16 protein-coding genes are annotated in these 14,725 nt (G+C 64.8%); 5 read left to right on the plus strand and 11 right to left on the minus strand.

The genetic code is table 11. The annotated features are described in order from the left end of the window. Nucleotides 1-13 precede the first annotated feature (13 nt). Entirely contained in the window at nt 14-490 is a 477-nt protein-coding gene (gene bfr / locus ACN4F8_RS06010) for a bacterioferritin (protein WP_419472745.1), read from the plus strand. An 83-nt stretch (nt 491-573) separates the two neighbouring features. Beyond that, entirely contained in the window at nt 574-792 is a 219-nt protein-coding gene (locus ACN4F8_RS06015) for a (2Fe-2S)-binding protein (protein WP_419472715.1), read from the plus strand. Between the two features lie 66 nt (nt 793-858). Here ACN4F8_RS06015 and ACN4F8_RS06020 read toward each other — a convergent pair whose 3' ends face one another. The 5 genes from ACN4F8_RS06020 to ACN4F8_RS06040 all read right to left on the minus strand — a co-directional run bounded on the left by ACN4F8_RS06020 (nt 859) and on the right by ACN4F8_RS06040 (nt 5,476). Continuing rightward, nucleotides 859-1,785 carry a branched-chain amino acid ABC transporter permease gene (locus ACN4F8_RS06020; protein ID WP_419472716.1) on the minus strand — a complete coding sequence of 309 codons (927 nt, stop codon included), beginning with the start codon at nt 1,783-1,785 and terminating at the stop codon, nt 859-861. Then, nucleotides 1,785-2,672 carry a branched-chain amino acid ABC transporter permease gene (locus ACN4F8_RS06025; RefSeq protein ID WP_419472717.1) on the minus strand — a complete coding sequence of 296 codons (888 nt, stop codon included), beginning with the start codon at nt 2,670-2,672 and terminating at the stop codon, nt 1,785-1,787. Before ACN4F8_RS06025 ends, ACN4F8_RS06020 begins: the two co-directional genes overlap by 1 nt. A gap of 82 nt (nt 2,673-2,754) precedes the next feature. Beyond that, a complete protein-coding gene (locus tag ACN4F8_RS06030) occupies nt 2,755-3,990 on the minus strand; it encodes an ABC transporter substrate-binding protein (protein ID WP_419472718.1) in 1,236 nt (411 codons plus the stop codon). Nucleotides 3,991-4,016: 26 nt separating this feature from the next. Continuing rightward, on the minus strand, nt 4,017-4,721 hold the full coding sequence (locus ACN4F8_RS06035) for an ABC transporter ATP-binding protein (RefSeq protein ID WP_419472719.1): 705 nt from the start codon (nt 4,719-4,721) through the stop codon (nt 4,017-4,019). After that, complete coding sequence (locus ACN4F8_RS06040) at nt 4,718-5,476, minus strand: ABC transporter ATP-binding protein (protein WP_419472720.1); 759 nt, start codon at nt 5,474-5,476, stop codon at nt 4,718-4,720. The genes ACN4F8_RS06035 and ACN4F8_RS06040 overlap by 4 nt, the downstream gene beginning before the upstream one ends. Before the next feature lie 338 nt (nt 5,477-5,814). Here ACN4F8_RS06040 and ACN4F8_RS06045 point away from each other — a divergent pair, with 338 nt between their 5' ends. From ACN4F8_RS06045 to ACN4F8_RS06055, 3 genes are read left to right on the plus strand one after another with little or no spacing between them, the layout of a single operon-like run. Next, entirely contained in the window at nt 5,815-6,234 is a 420-nt protein-coding gene (locus ACN4F8_RS06045; protein WP_069047620.1) for a VOC family protein, read from the plus strand. Then, complete coding sequence (locus ACN4F8_RS06050) at nt 6,234-7,037, plus strand: 2OG-Fe(II) oxygenase (protein ID WP_419472721.1); 804 nt, start codon at nt 6,234-6,236, stop codon at nt 7,035-7,037. Before ACN4F8_RS06045 ends, ACN4F8_RS06050 begins: the two co-directional genes overlap by 1 nt. Before the next feature lie 59 nt (nt 7,038-7,096). Beyond that, the gene (locus ACN4F8_RS06055) at nt 7,097-7,555 is read left to right on the plus strand and encodes a CHRD domain-containing protein (protein WP_419472722.1); all 459 of its coding nucleotides are present in this window, start codon (nt 7,097-7,099) and stop codon (nt 7,553-7,555) included. Between the two features lie 15 nt (nt 7,556-7,570). Here ACN4F8_RS06055 and ACN4F8_RS06060 read toward each other — a convergent pair whose 3' ends face one another. From ACN4F8_RS06060 to ACN4F8_RS06085, 6 genes are all read right to left on the minus strand, one after another. Next, nucleotides 7,571-8,344 (minus strand): DUF6891 domain-containing protein, encoded by a 774-nt coding sequence (locus tag ACN4F8_RS06060; protein WP_419472723.1) that lies wholly within the window; start codon nt 8,342-8,344, stop codon nt 7,571-7,573. A 69-nt stretch (nt 8,345-8,413) separates the two neighbouring features. Beyond that, nucleotides 8,414-9,130 carry an RNA polymerase sigma factor FliA gene (locus tag ACN4F8_RS06065; RefSeq protein WP_419472724.1) on the minus strand — a complete coding sequence of 239 codons (717 nt, stop codon included), beginning with the start codon at nt 9,128-9,130 and terminating at the stop codon, nt 8,414-8,416. A 2-nt stretch (nt 9,131-9,132) separates the two neighbouring features. Next, the gene (locus ACN4F8_RS06070; protein ID WP_419472725.1) at nt 9,133-9,906 is read right to left on the minus strand and encodes a hypothetical protein; all 774 of its coding nucleotides are present in this window, start codon (nt 9,904-9,906) and stop codon (nt 9,133-9,135) included. Beyond that, entirely contained in the window at nt 9,899-11,416 is a 1,518-nt protein-coding gene (flhF, locus tag ACN4F8_RS06075; RefSeq protein ID WP_419472726.1) for a flagellar biosynthesis protein FlhF, read from the minus strand. The genes ACN4F8_RS06070 and flhF overlap by 8 nt, the downstream gene beginning before the upstream one ends. Further along, nucleotides 11,413-13,488 carry a flagellar biosynthesis protein FlhA gene (flhA, locus tag ACN4F8_RS06080; protein WP_419472727.1) on the minus strand — a complete coding sequence of 692 codons (2,076 nt, stop codon included), beginning with the start codon at nt 13,486-13,488 and terminating at the stop codon, nt 11,413-11,415. Before flhA ends, flhF begins: the two co-directional genes overlap by 4 nt. After that, nucleotides 13,485-14,642, minus strand: coding sequence for an EscU/YscU/HrcU family type III secretion system export apparatus switch protein (locus ACN4F8_RS06085; protein WP_419472728.1), 1,158 nt, complete (start codon nt 14,640-14,642; stop codon nt 13,485-13,487). Before ACN4F8_RS06085 ends, flhA begins: the two co-directional genes overlap by 4 nt. Nucleotides 14,643-14,725: the final 83 nt, after the last annotated feature.

Here is a 14,725-nt window from a genome sequence, read left to right on the forward strand (position 1 = left end):
GAAGCCGGACCCCATGAAAGGCGACAAGAAAGTCATCGAGTTTCTCAACACGGTGCTCAGGAACGAGCTCACCGCGATCAACCAGTATTTCGTTCACTACCGCATGCTCAAGCACTGGGGTCTGGACAAGCTGGCGGCCAAGGAATACGAGGAGTCCATCGGCGAGATGAAACACGCCGACAAGCTCATGGACCGCATCTTCACGCTGGACGGCCTGCCCAACCTGCAGGACCTGGGCAAGCTGAACATTGGCGAAGACGTGCCCGAGCTGCTGGCGAGCGACCTGGCGCTGGAAACCGGCGCACAGAAGACGATCAAGGACGGCATCGCCCATTGCGAGTCGGTGCGTGACTATGTCTCGCGCGACCTGCTGCAGGGCATCCTGGACGACACCGAAGAGCACATCGATTTTCTGGAAACCCAGATCGAGCTGATCGACAAGGTGGGTTTGCAGAACTACCTGCAGAGCCAGATGGGTTCGGTCAGCTGAGGGTTTTCATCCGCTGAGCGGTATTGCGAGTATGAATGCGATTCATTATCATTCGTTCAGATTCACAGAGCCCGCCCAGCACCATGATTGTTTGCATCTGCCGCCGCATCAGCGACAAGACCATTGCCCAGTGCGCCCGCTCGGGCATGGGCTTTGACGACATCCAGCTGGAGTTGGGCGTGGCCACCCAGTGCGGTCAGTGCGAAGGCTGTGCCCGCAAGTTGTGGTCGGAGTGTTCGCCCCAGCAGACGGTGGCACACATCTCGCGCGAGGTGGTGGCGCATCAGGCCCTGGCTGCCTGAAACAAGCCTCTGCAGACAAGAAAAAACCGGCCTCGGCCGGTTTTTTCTTGTCTGCGCCGAAAGGCTTCAGCTTTTCTTGGCGCCGAAGCGGTGTTCGATTTCACCCACGATGCCGCGGCGGAACACGAGCACGCAGAACACAAACGTCACGCCCATGATGATGGACACCAGCGAGCCCAGGCCCGAGAGGTAGTTCTGCATGGTCACGATGATGGCCGCACCCACGGTGGGGCCCAGGATGGTGCCCATGCCGCCGAGCAGCGTCATCAGCACCACCTCACCCGACATCTGCCAGCCCACGTCGGTGAGCGTGGCGATACCGAAGGCGATCGACTTGGTGGCGCCCGCGAGACCGGCGATGGTGCCCGAGAGCACGAAGGCCATCAGCTTGTAGCGGTCGACGTTGTAGCCCAGCGAGAGCGCACGCGGTTCGTTCTCACGCACCGACTTGAGCACCTGCCCGAACGGCGAGTGGATGATTCGGTAAATGAGCGCAAACGCTGCGGCGAAAATCACCGCCACCAGGTAGTACATCACCCGGTCGTCGGTCAGGTCGATCAGGCCGAACAGCTTGCCGCGCGGGATGCTCTGGATGCCGTCTTCGGCGTAGGTGAACGGCGCCTGCACGCAGATGAAATAAATCATCTGCGCCAGCGCCAGCGTGACCATGGAGAAGTAGATGCCCTGGCGGCGCACCGCCAGCCAGCCGGTGACGAGACCAATGAAGGCCGCGCTCACCGTGCCCGCCAGGATCGCCAGCTCGGGCGTGAGCCCCCACACCTTGGCGGCGTGGCCGGCCACGTAGGCCGCAAAGCCGAAGAACATGGCGTGACCGAACGAGAGCAGGCCGGTGAAGCCGATCAGCAGGTTGAACGCGGAGGCGAACAGTGCGAAGCACAGCACCTTCATGAGGAAGATGGGGTAGCCCACGAAAGGGGCGACCAGCAGTGCCAGGAACAGCACCACAAAAACGTTGCGGGTGGCTTTGGACATTATTTCTCCCGGCCGAACAGACCTGCCGGACGGATCATCAAGACGATGACCATGATGATGAAGACCACGGTCGATGAGAGCTCTGCGTAGAACACCTTGGTCAGACCTTCAATGAGGCCCAGCGCCAGGCCGGTGAGGATGGAGCCCAGGATGGAGCCCATGCCGCCGATCACGACCACGGCGAACACCACGATGATGATGTTGGAGCCCATCAGAGGGCTCACCTGGTAGATGGGTGCGGCCATCACACCGGCCAGACCGGCCAGACCCACACCAAAGGCGTAGGTGAGGGTGACCATCAGCGGCACGTTGATGCCGAAGGCGCGAACCATGTTGGGGTTCTCGGTGCCGGCGCGCAAATAAGCGCCCAGCTTGGTCTTCTCGATCACGTACCAGGTGAACAGGCACAGGAAGATGGAGACAAACACCACCCACGCGCGGTACTTGGGCAGGAACATGAAGCCCAAGTCGAACACGCCACGGAAGATCTCGGGAAGTTCGTAAGGCAAACCGGACGAGCCGTAAAACTCGCGGAACACGCCTTCGAAGATGAGCGCCAGACCGAAGGTGAGGAGCAGACCATAGAGGTGGTCCAGCTGCTGCAGGCGGCGCAGCATGGTCATCTCGATCAGGGCTCCGATGGCGCCCACCACCAGGGGTGCAAGCAGCAGTGCGAACCAGTAGTTCACGCCCAGGTAGTTGAGCATCATCCACGCCACGAAGGCGCCCACCATGTAGAGGGCACCGTGCGCGAAGTTGACGATGTTGAGCATGCCGAAGATGACGGCCAGCCCCAGCGACAGGATTGCGTAGAAAGAGCCGTTGACCAGCCCCAGCATGAGTTGCCCCATGAAGGCCACAGTCGGCACACCAAATATTTCAGTCATTGCATTCAGGTGAAATGGGGCGGGCCGTGAATCACGGCCCGCCCGGTCGGCTCAGTTCAAGTCAATTCAAATCAGCCCAGGCTCACTTCTTCACGCCGGGGCACTGGCTCAGCGCCAGCGACTGGAAAGCCTCGTCGCCTTTGATGGTGCCTTTGAGGTTGTAGTAATCCCAGGCGCCCTTGGACTCCGAAGGCTTCTTCACCTGGAACAGGTACATGTCGTGCACCATGCGGCCGTCTTCGCGGACCTTGCCGCCCTTGGCGAACATGTCGTTGATCGGCATTTCCTTCATCTTGGCCATCACCGCGGCGGTGTCGTCGGTGCCGGCGGCCTTGATGGCGTTGAGGTAATGCAGCGTCGACGAATAAACCGAGGCGTGGTTGGAGTTGGGCTTGCGGCCGTTCATGACCTTGCTGTACTTGTCGGCCCAGGCGCGTGTTTCGGCGTTCAGGTCCCAGTACCAGGCTTCGGTGAGGTACAGGCCTTGTGCCGTGGGCAGGCCGATGGCGTGCACGTCGGTCAACAGCATCAGCAACGCAGCCAGGTTCTGTTTCTTGGTCAGACCGAACTCGGCCGCGGCTTTCACGCTGCTCACCGTGTCGCCACCGGCGTTGGCCAGACCAACCACCTTGGCGCCGGAGGTTTGAGCCTGCAGCAGGAAGGACGAGAAGTCGCCGGTGGACAGCGGGTGGCGCACGGCGCCCAGCACCTTGCCGCCAGCGGCTTTCACCACATCACCGGTGTCTTTTTCCAGCGAGTGGCCGAAGGCGTAGTCGGCGGTCAGGAAGTACCAGCTGTCGCCGCCGTCTTTCACAATGGCCTTGCCCACCACGTTGGACAACGCAATGGTGTCCATCAGGTAGTGAATGCCGGTGGTGGGTGCGCAGTCGGCGTTGGTCAGGCGGGCCGAGGCGGCACCGGTGGTGATGGTGATCTTGTTCTTTTCCTTGCCGAGTGCCTGCACGGCCAGGGCCACGGCGGAGTTCAGGTTTTCCACCGAGATGTCCACGCCGTCGCGGTCGAACCAGCCCTGGGCCACGTTCTTGGCGATGTCGGGCTTGTTCTGGTGGTCGGCGCTGACCACTTCGATCGGCTTGCCGAACATGGTGCCGCCGAAGTCGGCCACAGCCATCTTGGCGGCAGCCACGGCACCAGGACCACCGTAGTCGGCGTACACACCCGACATGTCGGTGAGCACGCCGATCTTCACGGCGTCACCGGTGAGCTTGCCCTGCTGGGCCACGGCGAAAGATGCGCCGCCGGCCAGCACGGTGGCAATGGCGGCGGTCACGGCGGTTGAAATCAAACTGCGCTTCATGGAAGTCTCCTCTTGGTGGAAGGGCGTCAGACGCCCAGATACTCATTGAGCATGTCGGATTTGCTCTCGAGCTCGTTCTTGTTGACCGTGGCCACGATCTGGCCGTGTTCGATCACGTAGTGGCGGTCGGCCAGGGGCGCGGCAAACCGGAAATTCTGTTCGACCAGGATGATGGTCAGGCCCTTGGCCTTGAGCGCGCGGATCACACGGCCCAGCGTCTGCACGATCACCGGGGCCAGGCCTTCGGTGATTTCGTCGAGCAACAAGATGCGGGCGCCCGAGCGCAGGATGCGCGCCATCGCCAGCATCTGCTGTTCACCGCCCGAGAGGCGCGTGCCCTGGCTGTGGCGGCGCTCCTTGAGGTTGGGGAACATCTCGTAGATTTCTTCCACGCTCATGCCGCCCTCGCCCACCTTGGGCGGCAGCATCAGGTTTTCCTCGCAACTCAGCGACGAAAAAATGCCGCGCTCTTCGGGGCAGTAGCCCAGGCCGAGGCGGGCGATCTTGTTGGTCGGCATCTGGATGGTTTCCACGCCGTCGATCTGGATCGAGCCGGTGCGTTTGCCCACCAGACCCAGGATGGACTTGACGGTGGTGGTGCGGCCCGCGCCGTTGCGCCCCAGCAGCGTGACCAGCTCGCCTTCGCGGATCTCGAAGTTGATGCCGTGCAGCACATGCGATTCGCCGTACCAGGTGTGGAGGTCGGCGACCTTCAGGAGAACCTTGCTCATACTTCTTCCACCGTGCCCACATAGGCCTCAAGCACACGCGGGTCTTTGGACACGGTTTCGTACGGCCCTTCGGCCAGCACCGAGCCACGCGCCAGCACCGTGATGGTGTCCGACAGGTTGGCGATCACGTTCATGTTGTGCTCCACCATCAGCACGGTGCGGTTGGCCGCCACCTTGCGGATCAGCTCCACCACACGGCCCACGTCTTCGTGGCCCATGCCCTGCGTGGGTTCGTCCAGCAGCATCAGCTCGGGGTCCAGCGCCAGCGTGGTGGCGATCTCCAGCGCGCGCTTGCGGCCGTAGGGCAACTCCACCGTCTGGGTCTGCGCGAAGCTGCCCAGGTCCACCTGCTCCAAGAGGGCCATGGCTTCGTCGTTGAGGGCGTACAGGCTGGACTCGGGCTTCCAGAAATGGAAGCTGGTGCCCAGCTTTCGCTGCAGGCCGATGCGCACGTTCTCCAGCACGGTGAGGTGGGGAAACACCGCCGAGATCTGGAACGAACGCACCATGCCGGTGCGAGCCACCTCGGCCGCCTTGTGGCTGGTGATGTCTTCGCCCTTGTAGAAGATCTTGCCCGAGGTCACGGGCAGGAACTTCGTCAGCAGGTTGAACATGGTGGTCTTGCCGGCGCCGTTGGGGCCGATCAGCGCGTGGATCGAGCCGCGCTTGACCTTGAGGTTGACCTTGTCAACCGCGACGAACCCTTTGAATTCGCGGGTGAGTTCCTGCGTTTCGAGAATGTATTCGGTGCTCATGAATGTCGATCACCATCAAGAACCCCGTTGGCCGGTGGGCCAGCGGGGCTGTTGGAAATCCGTTCTCCTGTGTCTTGCTGTGTCGGTGCTGTGAAAGGCCGACAAGCTGATGTCTGCGATGGAGCGATTGTTAGTGAACTTACGAACTTCTCAACCTAGGGAATTCACCCCTGTTCAGTCACACGCAAGACAACGCACTCGTGCGAAAGCGTGGGTGCGTATTGCTTTAGCGCTATGCGTTCAGCGGACGCAGCCGCGCCAGGCTTCGTGCCCGACCTGTTGCGCCACCGAAAAGCCGTGGGCTGACAAGGTTTTGCAACTTGGGTCCAATCGGGGTCATGAAATACCTGCACACCATGGTCCGCGTGACCGACCTTGAAGCCTCCCTGAAGTTCTACCGCGACGCCCTCGGCCTGGAAGTCGTGCGCATCCGCGAAGTGCCGCAAGGCCGCTTCACACTCGCCTTCCTCGCCGCCCCCGGCGACCACAGCGCGCAGATCGAACTCACCCACAACTGGGACCCCGAGACCTACACCGGCGGGCGCAACTTCGGCCACCTGGCCTACCTGGTGGACGACATCTACGCCACCTGCGAGCGCCTGCAGTCGCACGGCGTGGCCATCCTGCGCCCACCGCGTGACGGCCACATGGCCTTTGTGCGTTCGCCCGACAACATCTCCATCGAGCTGCTGCAAAAGGGCGACGCCCTGCCCCCGAGCCAGCCCTGGGTGGACATGGCCAACAGCGGGAGCTGGTGATGGGTGCGCGCCTGCCCACCGACACCACCACCTGGCCGGCGCTGCGGGTGGTGGCCCGCCTGCACGGCTCGCTGCCCATGGGCGGCGTGGTGCCGCACACGCCCATCCACGCATTCGAGACCACGCCCGAAGCGCTCACGCTCACCGATGAGCTGCCCGCGGCCACCCGCCACGACATCGACCTCGGCGGCTTGCTGGCCTTCTCCATCAGCCACGTGGTCAGCGCCGATGAAGCCGACCGCATCACCGCCGCCACCGAGCGCATGGGCTACCGAGACGAGGCCCCCGGCATCGCCACACCGCCGGGCATGCGCATGAACAAGTCGGTGCACTGGGTGGCCGACGAAGCCTTGCTCGGCACGGTGATGGCGCGCATCGGCCACCTGCTGCCGCCCGACATGCTCGGCGCGCCACTGCATCCGCGCCTGAGCCACCGCCTCAACATGTACCGCTACGACGCGCAGGACGTCTTCAACCGCCACACCGACGGTGACTGGCCAGGCTACGGCCTGAGCGACGACCGCAGCGAGATGCTGGAGTGGCCCGGCCTGCGCTCTGGCCTCACCATGCTGCTCTACCTCAACGGCCCCGAGGACGGCGTGGTGGGCGGCAACACCCGCCTGTACCGGCGAGACGGCAGCTGGGTGGACGTGGTGCCGAAGAAGGGCGATGCCCTGTTCTTCCGCCACGGCTTCGGCCCCACCTCGGTCGTGCACGAAGGCCGCCGCGTGGACAGCGAGGTGCCGAAGTACGTGGCACGCATCAACGTGATGTTCGGCCAGGCACCGGGTCAACCCCTTTGACCCGCCCGCGAGGCGAACCCATACTGGCCTCGTTCGGTTGTCGAACCCAAGGAGTTGCCATGAGATCTGTTTTCCGCCTCAAACCCTTGCTCGGCCTCGTCGCCGCTGCCACGCTCACCACGCTGATGGGTTGCGCCACCGTCGACAAGATGACCGGCTCCGTGGCCAGCGCCGTGCGCGGCGATGAAAAACTCAGCGGCGCGCAAGAAGTGCCGCCCGTGACCACCAGCGCCAGCGGCACCGCCAACATCCAGGTGACGGCCGACGGCGCGGTGAGCGGCAGCGTCACCACCGCCGGTGTGGCGAGCACCATGGCACACATCCACATTGCCCCCGCCGGTCAGAACGGCCCGGTGGTCGTGACGCTCACCAAAACCGGCGACAACACCTACGTGGTGCCGGCCGGCGCCAAGCTCACGCTCGCCCAGCTGGCGGCCTACAACATGGGCTCGCTGTACGTGAACGTGCACTCCAACGCGCACAAGGGCGGGGAGATCCGCGCGCAGCTCAAGCCCTGAACCCACGCCGAGCGCTCAGCCCGGCGAGCGCCGCTGCCACCGGAATGAAGGCAGGTTGATGCGCCGATTCGTCGAACCGTTCCAGTCGACCTCAAGACCTTCCTGTCTCAGGGCTTCGCAGATCGCCTGGGCCACAGCGATGTGCTGTGCATCCTCGGCTTCGCTGCGGTCAACGTGTCCGTGGGCCAACAGCAGCCCTTCGTTGTCAAGCGCCCGATCAAGGTCCTGGCTGTCATAAAAACAATAGCCGTGGTACTTGTCCTCGGGCGTGTCGTCGTCTGTGAGCACGTCCGCCACCGCTTCAATGCCCTGCTCCTGGGTGTCGCCCGGGCAATGGAGGGCGCAAATGCCCTGCTCGTGCAGGCGGACGAAGGCGCGATCCAGCTTGTCGAAGTCGGTGATTGCGGGCCATTGCGCCTCGGCAGCGCGCTTTTTGGCGAATTCCCTGTCGACGGTCGCCCGGACCTTGTCCACATCGAACTCCAGGCCTTGTTCGATTTGCTCGTCGATCAGGGCCTGAACGGCCTGCGGGGCATCAAACCCGTACCAGATGGCGCGGATCGCTTCGCTCTGCAAGTCATCGGTGTCGGGATCGGTGTCGTCGTCGCTGAGGGCTTCATCGAGCGCATCAAAAATGGGGCTCAGGGGTTTGGGTTGTTGCGGGTTTGTCATGGTGCATGAGCGTCGAGGTGGATGAGGGGTCCTTGAAGCCCACTTCGATGGCGGCTCGATCAGGACCGCTGGCGATCCTAGCCACGCCCCTCCCCTGACGCCAATGGCCGTTGCCACGCACCAACGGCTACTGCGCCTGCGGTATTGCACCTCGCGCCAAGGTGCCCCAACCAGCGCGCTGCGCCCTCAGTGCTCGCGCAATTTCGACCGCAGCCGCGCGATCGACTGGCTGTGCAGCTGGCAGATGCGCGATTCGGTCACGCCCAGCACGGCCGCGATTTCCTTCAGGTTCATGTCGTGCTCGTAGTACATGCTCATGATCTGCTGTTCGCGCTCGGGCAGCACGTTGATGGCGGCCACCAGCGCGGTGCGCATGCGGTGGTCCTGCAGTTTGGCTGAGGGGTCGGCTTCGCTGTCGCCCATGTGGCGGTCGAGGAAACCGTCTTCGTCGTCGCTGTTGCCGCTGATGTCTTCCAGGTACACCAGCTGCGTGCCGCGCACCTTGGCCAGCAGGTGCTGGTAGTCGGCGAGTTCCATGCCCAGCTCGGCGGCGATCTCGGATTCCTTGGGCACGCGCTGCAGTTTTTGCTGCAGGCGGCTCACCGCTTGTTCAATGTCTTTCTGGCTCTTGCGCGAACCGCGCGACATCCAGTCGCCTTCGCGCAGCTCGTCGATCATGGCGCCGCGGATGCGCTGGCTGGCGAAGGTCTCGAACTGCACGCCCTGCGTGGGCTCGAAGCGCGCAATGGCTTCGGTCAGGCCGATCATGCCGACCTGGATCAGGTCGTCGAGCTCCACGCTGGGGGGCAGCTTGGCGATCATGTGGTGGGCCAGACGCCGCACCAGCGGGCTGTATTTGCGCAGCTGCTCGTCGCGGTTGAGCGTGCCTTTGGCGGTGTACATCTTCAGCTCCAGAGGGGGGTCGTCGGGGCAACGCGGGCCAGACCGTGGTAGCCGTGCAGGCCGGTCTCGGCCGTTGAAGACATGGCACTGGCCTGGGCGCGGTGGCCCCAGGTGTGGGCGGGCCAGCTCTCCAGCTTCAGGCCCAGGTGTTTGGCCGCGCAGTCGGTGACCGAGGTCACCAGCGGCTGCAGCGCTTGCGCACCGCCCGAGGCCAGTGGCGCCAGCACGGGCAACAGGCCGGCGGTGTGCAGCAGCTTCACAGCGCCGTACGCGTCGATGCTGGCTTGCGGCTGGTCGATCACCGGCACCATGGCGCGGGCGTTCAGGCCGGGCAGCAGGTTGGCCAACGCGAAGGCGGGCGCAAACAGCAGCACGACCACACCCGGTGCAAACGGCGCCAGCAGGCGCGAGAGCGCCACCGGTGCGCCAGCGGCCCGGGCGGTTTCCTGCAAGGCTTGCAGACCGCGCGCGCCGGGCATCACCAGCCAGTCGGCAAGGTCGTTGGGGTGCTCAAGGTGGCCGATGGACGGGTCTTGCAGCGCGCGCAACAGGCCCAGATGGCTGCCGGCTTCGCGCTGGAAACTGGCGGACTCACTGGCGGTGCCGTCCACGATGACCACCGAGCGCCCCTGGTTGGCCAGGCAACCGGCCAGCATGTAGAGCCATTCGTGGCCGCGCGCGGGTTGCGCCGGGCTGGCCACCGGGAGCAGTGCGGCGCCACCGCTGCGGCTCTCGCCGCGCAGGCCGGCGGCCTGGTCGAAGCCGTGTTCAAACATGCGAGGCCCCCAGGTTCACGCCGCGTGCGTTGGTGGGGGCAAAGTAGAAGCCCATGTCGGTGGCCACCGGGTCGTAGGCCGACTTGCCGGCCGTGCCCATGGACATGCGCACCAGGGTCGAGGCATCGGGGTTCTGCCAGTCTTCGGGCACGCGCTGGCCGTTGGCCACGCCGCGCAGCGTCACCTGGTGGCGGATGAGTGCGTCCAGCGCCGGGCCGAGTTTCACGGCTTCGTCCACCTTGGAGAGCACCACACCGTGCAGCGAGCTGGCCTTGAACGAGGTCAGGGTTTCGTCGAGCGTGTCGCCGTGCGAGCCGGCGTTGAGCACCAGGGTCTTCTTGACCTTGGGCATGTCCAGCACGTCGAGCATGTCCTGGATGCGCTGGTCGCGCTGGCCGAGACCGGCGGTGTCGATGATCACCAGGCGTTTGCCCGAGAGCAGGTTGAGCAGGTCTTTCAGCGCGGCGCGGTCGTGGGCCAGGTGGGCCACCACACCGAGCATGCGGCCGTAGGCGCGCAGCTGCTCATAGCCCGAGACGCGGTAGGTGTCCAGCGTGATCATGCCCACGCTGGCCGCGCCGTATTGTTTGACGCACTGGGCGGCGAGCTTGGCGGCGGTGGTGGTCTTGCCCACACCGGTGGCGCCGATCAGCGAGACCACGCCACCTTCGTCGCACAGGCCGGCGGTGGAAGCGCTGACCTTGAGGTTGCGGGTGAGCACATCCATGAGCCAGCGGAAGGCCTCAGCAGCACCGGCGTCCACCGGCACACGCTCCAGCACGGCGCGGGCCATGGCGGGCGAGTACCCGGCGCGGATCATCTTGAGCATCAGGTTGGACTGGATCGGGTTCTGCTTGGACGAACCGAGCCAGGCCAGCGTGTTGAAGCGCTCCTCGATCATCTCTTTCAGCGCGGAGAGCTCCACCGCCATGCGGGTGTCTTCGTTGCTGGCGAAGCGCACCGAGGGCTGCGAGTCTTCCCAGGCGGGTTCTTCTTCGCGGGTGCGGATCGGCTGCTGGCCCAGGCGGCTGCCGAAGCTGGCGCGCTCGGGCTCGTTGAAGCGCTGCACCGGCACCACGATGGGATCGGCGGCGGGCATGGGCAGGGGCTGCGCGGGGGCGGCCTGCTCGGCGGGGGCGCTGTCCTGCAGCGTCTCGCGGCGCTTGCGCAGCATGCGTTCGCGCACGTATTCCTGGAACGACAGCGTGCTCATGGCCAGGGCTTCGGTGTCACCTTCCACCGACTCGGGCTGGGCCTGGGTGGCCGTGGGGGTGGTCGTGGCTTTGGCGCGGGCAGCAAACGTGCTGGTCGCGGCGGCCGGGCGGGTGGTGATCGGCGCAGGGCTGGCGCTGTTGCCCAGCGGGGCGAGGCTCTCCTCGGCCGCGGCCATCACCTCGAAACCCTCTGCGGTGGAGCGGGTGGAGAGGATGACGGCGCTGTCGCCGAAGGCATTGCGGGCCTTGGCCATGGCTTCGCGGGAGGTGGGAGCGGTGAAGCGCTGGATGTTCATGCAAGTTCTCCAAGAATCGGGCCGATGCGGATCAGGTGGGTTTCAGGAATTTCGCTGTGCGCCAGCACTTGCAGGCGGGGCGCGGCACGGCGCAGCAGGCGCGCCATGGCGTTGCGGATGGCGTCGGGCACCAGCAGGCAGGCGGGCACGCCTTTTTCTTCCTGCTTGTTGGCGATGTCGGTGGCCGACTTGCTCAGCATCTCGGCCACGCCGGGGTCCAGTGCTCCGTTGGACGCGCCGCTCAAGGCCTGCATCAGCAGGCGCTCAAGGCCGGGCTCGATGGCGATCACTTCGAGCTCTTTCACCGGGCCGTAGATCTGCTGCACGATGGCCGGCGAGAGCGCGGTGCGCACGCGGCGGGCCAGCTCCTGCGGGTCGGTGGTGGCGGTGGCGTGTTCGGCGATCGCTTCGATGATGGTGCGGATGTCGCGCACGTGCACCGACTCTTCCAGCAGCAGCTGCAGCACTTTCTGGAAGGTGGCAACGGAGATCATCTTGGGCACGACTTCTTCGATCAGTTTGGGGGCCAGTTTGGTGACGTGTTCAACCAGGTCCTGGGTCTCCGTCCGGCTCAGCAACTTGGCTGCCTGGACTTGCATCAAGTGTGAAAGATGCGTGGCCAGCACAGTCTCGGAATCAACCACGGTAAAACCGGCCATCTGCGCGTTTTCACGCTGCTTTTCTTCGATCCAGTGCGCGGGCAGACCAAACGCCGGGTCGGTGGTGGGGGTGCCAATCAGCGGGGTGCCCAGGCCACCCGGATCGATGGCCAGAAACATGCCGGGGAACACCTCGCCCTCGCCCACCACCACGCCGCGCAGCGTGATGCGGTAGGCGCTGGGGCGCAGCTCCAGGTTGTCGCGCACGTGCACGGCCGGCGGCAGGAAACCCACCTCTTGGGCGAACTTCTTGCGCACGCCCTTGATGCGGGTCAGCAGGTCGCCCTGGCGGGTTTTGTCCACCATGGCGATCAGGCGGTAACCCAGCTCCAGGCCGAGCAGGTCCACCGGCTGCAGGTCGTCCCAGGTGGCCTCGCCATCGCTCTGCAAGGCAGGTGCCTCGGGCTCGGCCACCGGCTTGCCTTCTTCCCGCAGGCGCCACCAGCACAGCGCGCCGAAGATGGCGGCAAACGCGAGGAACACCAGGTGCGGCATGCCCGGGATCACGCCCAACAGGAACATGACCGCCGCCACGATGCCCATGACCTTGGAGGAGAGGAACATCTGGTCCATCACCTGCGCGCCCAGGTCTTCGTCCTTGCCCACGCGCGAGACCACCATGGCCGCGGCCACCGAGATCAGCAGCGAGGGAATCTGCGCCACCAGCGCATCGCCCACCGCCAGCAGGATGTAGGTGCTGGCCGCTTCACCGGCCGAGAGGCCGTGCTGCATCACGCCCACCGCGAAGCCACCGATGATGTTGATGACCAGGATCAGGATGCCGGCGATGGCGTCGCCACGCACGAACTTGGAGGCACCGTCCATGGAGCCGAAGAACTCGGCCTCGTCGCCCACTTCCTGGCGCCGCTTCTTGGCCTGCTTCTCGTCGATCAGGCCGGCGTTCAGATCCGCATCGATCGCCATCTGTTTGCCGGGCATGGCGTCCAGCGTGAAGCGGGCCGACACCTCGGCGATGCGCTCCGAGCCCTTGGTGATCACGATGAAGTTGATCACCACCAGAATCACGAACACCACAAAGCCGACCGCGAAGTTGCCACCGATCAGGAAGTGGCCGAAGGCCTCGATCACCGCGCCGGCCGCGCCCGGGCCGGTGTGACCTTCAAGCAGCACCACACGGGTGGAGGCCACGTTGAGCGAGAGGCGCAGCAGCGTGGTGAGCAGCAGCACGGTGGGGAACACCGAGAAGTCCAGCGGGCGCTTCATGTAGGCCGCCACCATCATCACCACCAGAGCCAGCGCGATGTTGAGCGTGAAGAAGGTGTCCAGCAGCCAGGGCGGCAGCGGCAGCACCATCATCGACAGGATCGTGATCACCAGCATGGGGGCGGCCAGACCACCGGCCCAGCCGGCGTTGCGCGCAAACCATTGCTGCAAGGGTTGCAAGGCGTTCATTCAGTGTCCTTGGAAGCGGATTTCTTGTAGTGCGGGTCCAGCTCGGGCGGCACTTGCGGGGTGGGCATCTCGCCGGGCATGGCGCCCTGGCCCTTGAGGGCGGCCTTGAGCTGGTACACATAGGCCAGCACCTGGGCCACGGCGGTGTAGAGCGCCGAAGGCACTTCGCCGTCGAGCTCGGCGTGGGCGTAGAGCGCACGCGCCAGCATGGGCGACTGCAGCACCGGCACGTTGTGGGCCTTGGCCACGTCGCGAATCTTCATGGCGATGAGGTCGGCGCCCTTGGCCACCACGCGCGGTGCGTTCATGGAGGCGTCGTCGTAGCGGATGGCCACGGCGTAGTGGGTCGGGTTCATGACCACCAGATCGGCCTTGGGCACGGCGCCCACGCTGTTGCGCTGGGCCATCTCGCGCTGGCGCGCACGGCGCTGTGCCTTCACATGCGGGTCGCCCTCCGCTTCCTTGTGCTCCTGCTTCACCTCCTGGTGAGACATCTTGAGCTGCTGGCCGTGCAGGAACTTCTGCATCGGCACGTCGATGAGCGCAAAGAAGCCCACCACCAGCAGCAGCAGGCTCACGCCGGTGACGATCCAGCTGCCCAGTTGCCCGATGCCGGACTCCAGCGGCTGCATGACCAGCGTGGCAAACAGCTCTGCATGGGCGCCGATGAACTGCCAGGCGACCACGAAGACGATGGCGGTCACACCGAAGAGCTTGAAGGTGTCGACCAGTTGCTGTTTGGAGAACAGCCGGCCAAAGCCCTTGAGCGGGTTCAGGCGGCTGAGGTCGGGCACGAGGGGTTTGGTGCTGAGCGCGTAGCTGCCGGCGGCCACCGAGGCGCCAATGGCCACCGCGAGCACCAGCAGGCCCAGTGGCAGGTACAGCATGAGGCCTTGCGCGAATCCGTCCACGAGGCGTTGCAGCATCTGGCCAGGTTGTTGCAACGATGCGTTGTCAAAACGCAGCTGGCTCTGCAGTGTGGTGCGCAGCTTGTCGAAACCGGTGGGTGCGAGCGCCAGCAAGATCAGCGATCCGCCGCCCAGCACCATGAGGTTGGACAGGTCCTTGGAACGCGGCACCTGACCGTCCGTGCGGGCCTTTTTCAGGCGCTGCGCGGTGGCGGGCAGGTTCTTGTCTTGACTGGAGGATTCCATGTTGCGGGTTCACGTGATCGGTGAATCCGATTCTGGAATCCGCTGGGGAAAACTAAAGGGGAATAAGACGCTGTGTAGGGGTG

Origin of the sequence: Hydrogenophaga sp. (assembly GCF_048549895.1) — a bacterium.
Lineage (GTDB): Bacteria > Pseudomonadota > Gammaproteobacteria > Burkholderiales > Burkholderiaceae_C > Hydrogenophaga.

What these genes read in the sequence shown, in the direction of transcription:
- bfr (WP_419472745.1), top strand. Translation starts at nt 14, where the DNA reads ATGAAAGGCGACAAGAAAGTCATCGAGTTTCTCAACACGGTGCTCAGG.
- ACN4F8_RS06015 (WP_419472715.1), top strand. Translation starts at nt 574, where the DNA reads ATGATTGTTTGCATCTGCCGCCGCATCAGCGACAAGACCATTGCCCAG.
- ACN4F8_RS06020 (WP_419472716.1), bottom strand. Translation starts at nt 1,785, where the DNA reads ATGTCCAAAGCCACCCGCAACGTTTTTGTGGTGCTGTTCCTGGCACTG.
- ACN4F8_RS06025 (WP_419472717.1), bottom strand. Translation starts at nt 2,672, where the DNA reads ATGACTGAAATATTTGGTGTGCCGACTGTGGCCTTCATGGGGCAACTC.
- ACN4F8_RS06030 (WP_419472718.1), bottom strand. Translation starts at nt 3,990, where the DNA reads ATGAAGCGCAGTTTGATTTCAACCGCCGTGACCGCCGCCATTGCCACC.
- ACN4F8_RS06035 (WP_419472719.1), bottom strand. Translation starts at nt 4,721, where the DNA reads ATGAGCAAGGTTCTCCTGAAGGTCGCCGACCTCCACACCTGGTACGGC.
- ACN4F8_RS06040 (WP_419472720.1), bottom strand. Translation starts at nt 5,476, where the DNA reads ATGAGCACCGAATACATTCTCGAAACGCAGGAACTCACCCGCGAATTC.
- ACN4F8_RS06045 (WP_069047620.1), top strand. Translation starts at nt 5,815, where the DNA reads ATGAAATACCTGCACACCATGGTCCGCGTGACCGACCTTGAAGCCTCC.
- ACN4F8_RS06050 (WP_419472721.1), top strand. Translation starts at nt 6,234, where the DNA reads ATGGGTGCGCGCCTGCCCACCGACACCACCACCTGGCCGGCGCTGCGG.
- ACN4F8_RS06055 (WP_419472722.1), top strand. Translation starts at nt 7,097, where the DNA reads ATGAGATCTGTTTTCCGCCTCAAACCCTTGCTCGGCCTCGTCGCCGCT.
- ACN4F8_RS06065 (WP_419472724.1), bottom strand. Translation starts at nt 9,130, where the DNA reads ATGTACACCGCCAAAGGCACGCTCAACCGCGACGAGCAGCTGCGCAAA.
- ACN4F8_RS06070 (WP_419472725.1), bottom strand. Translation starts at nt 9,906, where the DNA reads ATGTTTGAACACGGCTTCGACCAGGCCGCCGGCCTGCGCGGCGAGAGC.
- flhF (WP_419472726.1), bottom strand. Translation starts at nt 11,416, where the DNA reads ATGAACATCCAGCGCTTCACCGCTCCCACCTCCCGCGAAGCCATGGCC.
- flhA (WP_419472727.1), bottom strand. Translation starts at nt 13,488, where the DNA reads ATGAACGCCTTGCAACCCTTGCAGCAATGGTTTGCGCGCAACGCCGGC.
- ACN4F8_RS06085 (WP_419472728.1), bottom strand. Translation starts at nt 14,642, where the DNA reads ATGGAATCCTCCAGTCAAGACAAGAACCTGCCCGCCACCGCGCAGCGC.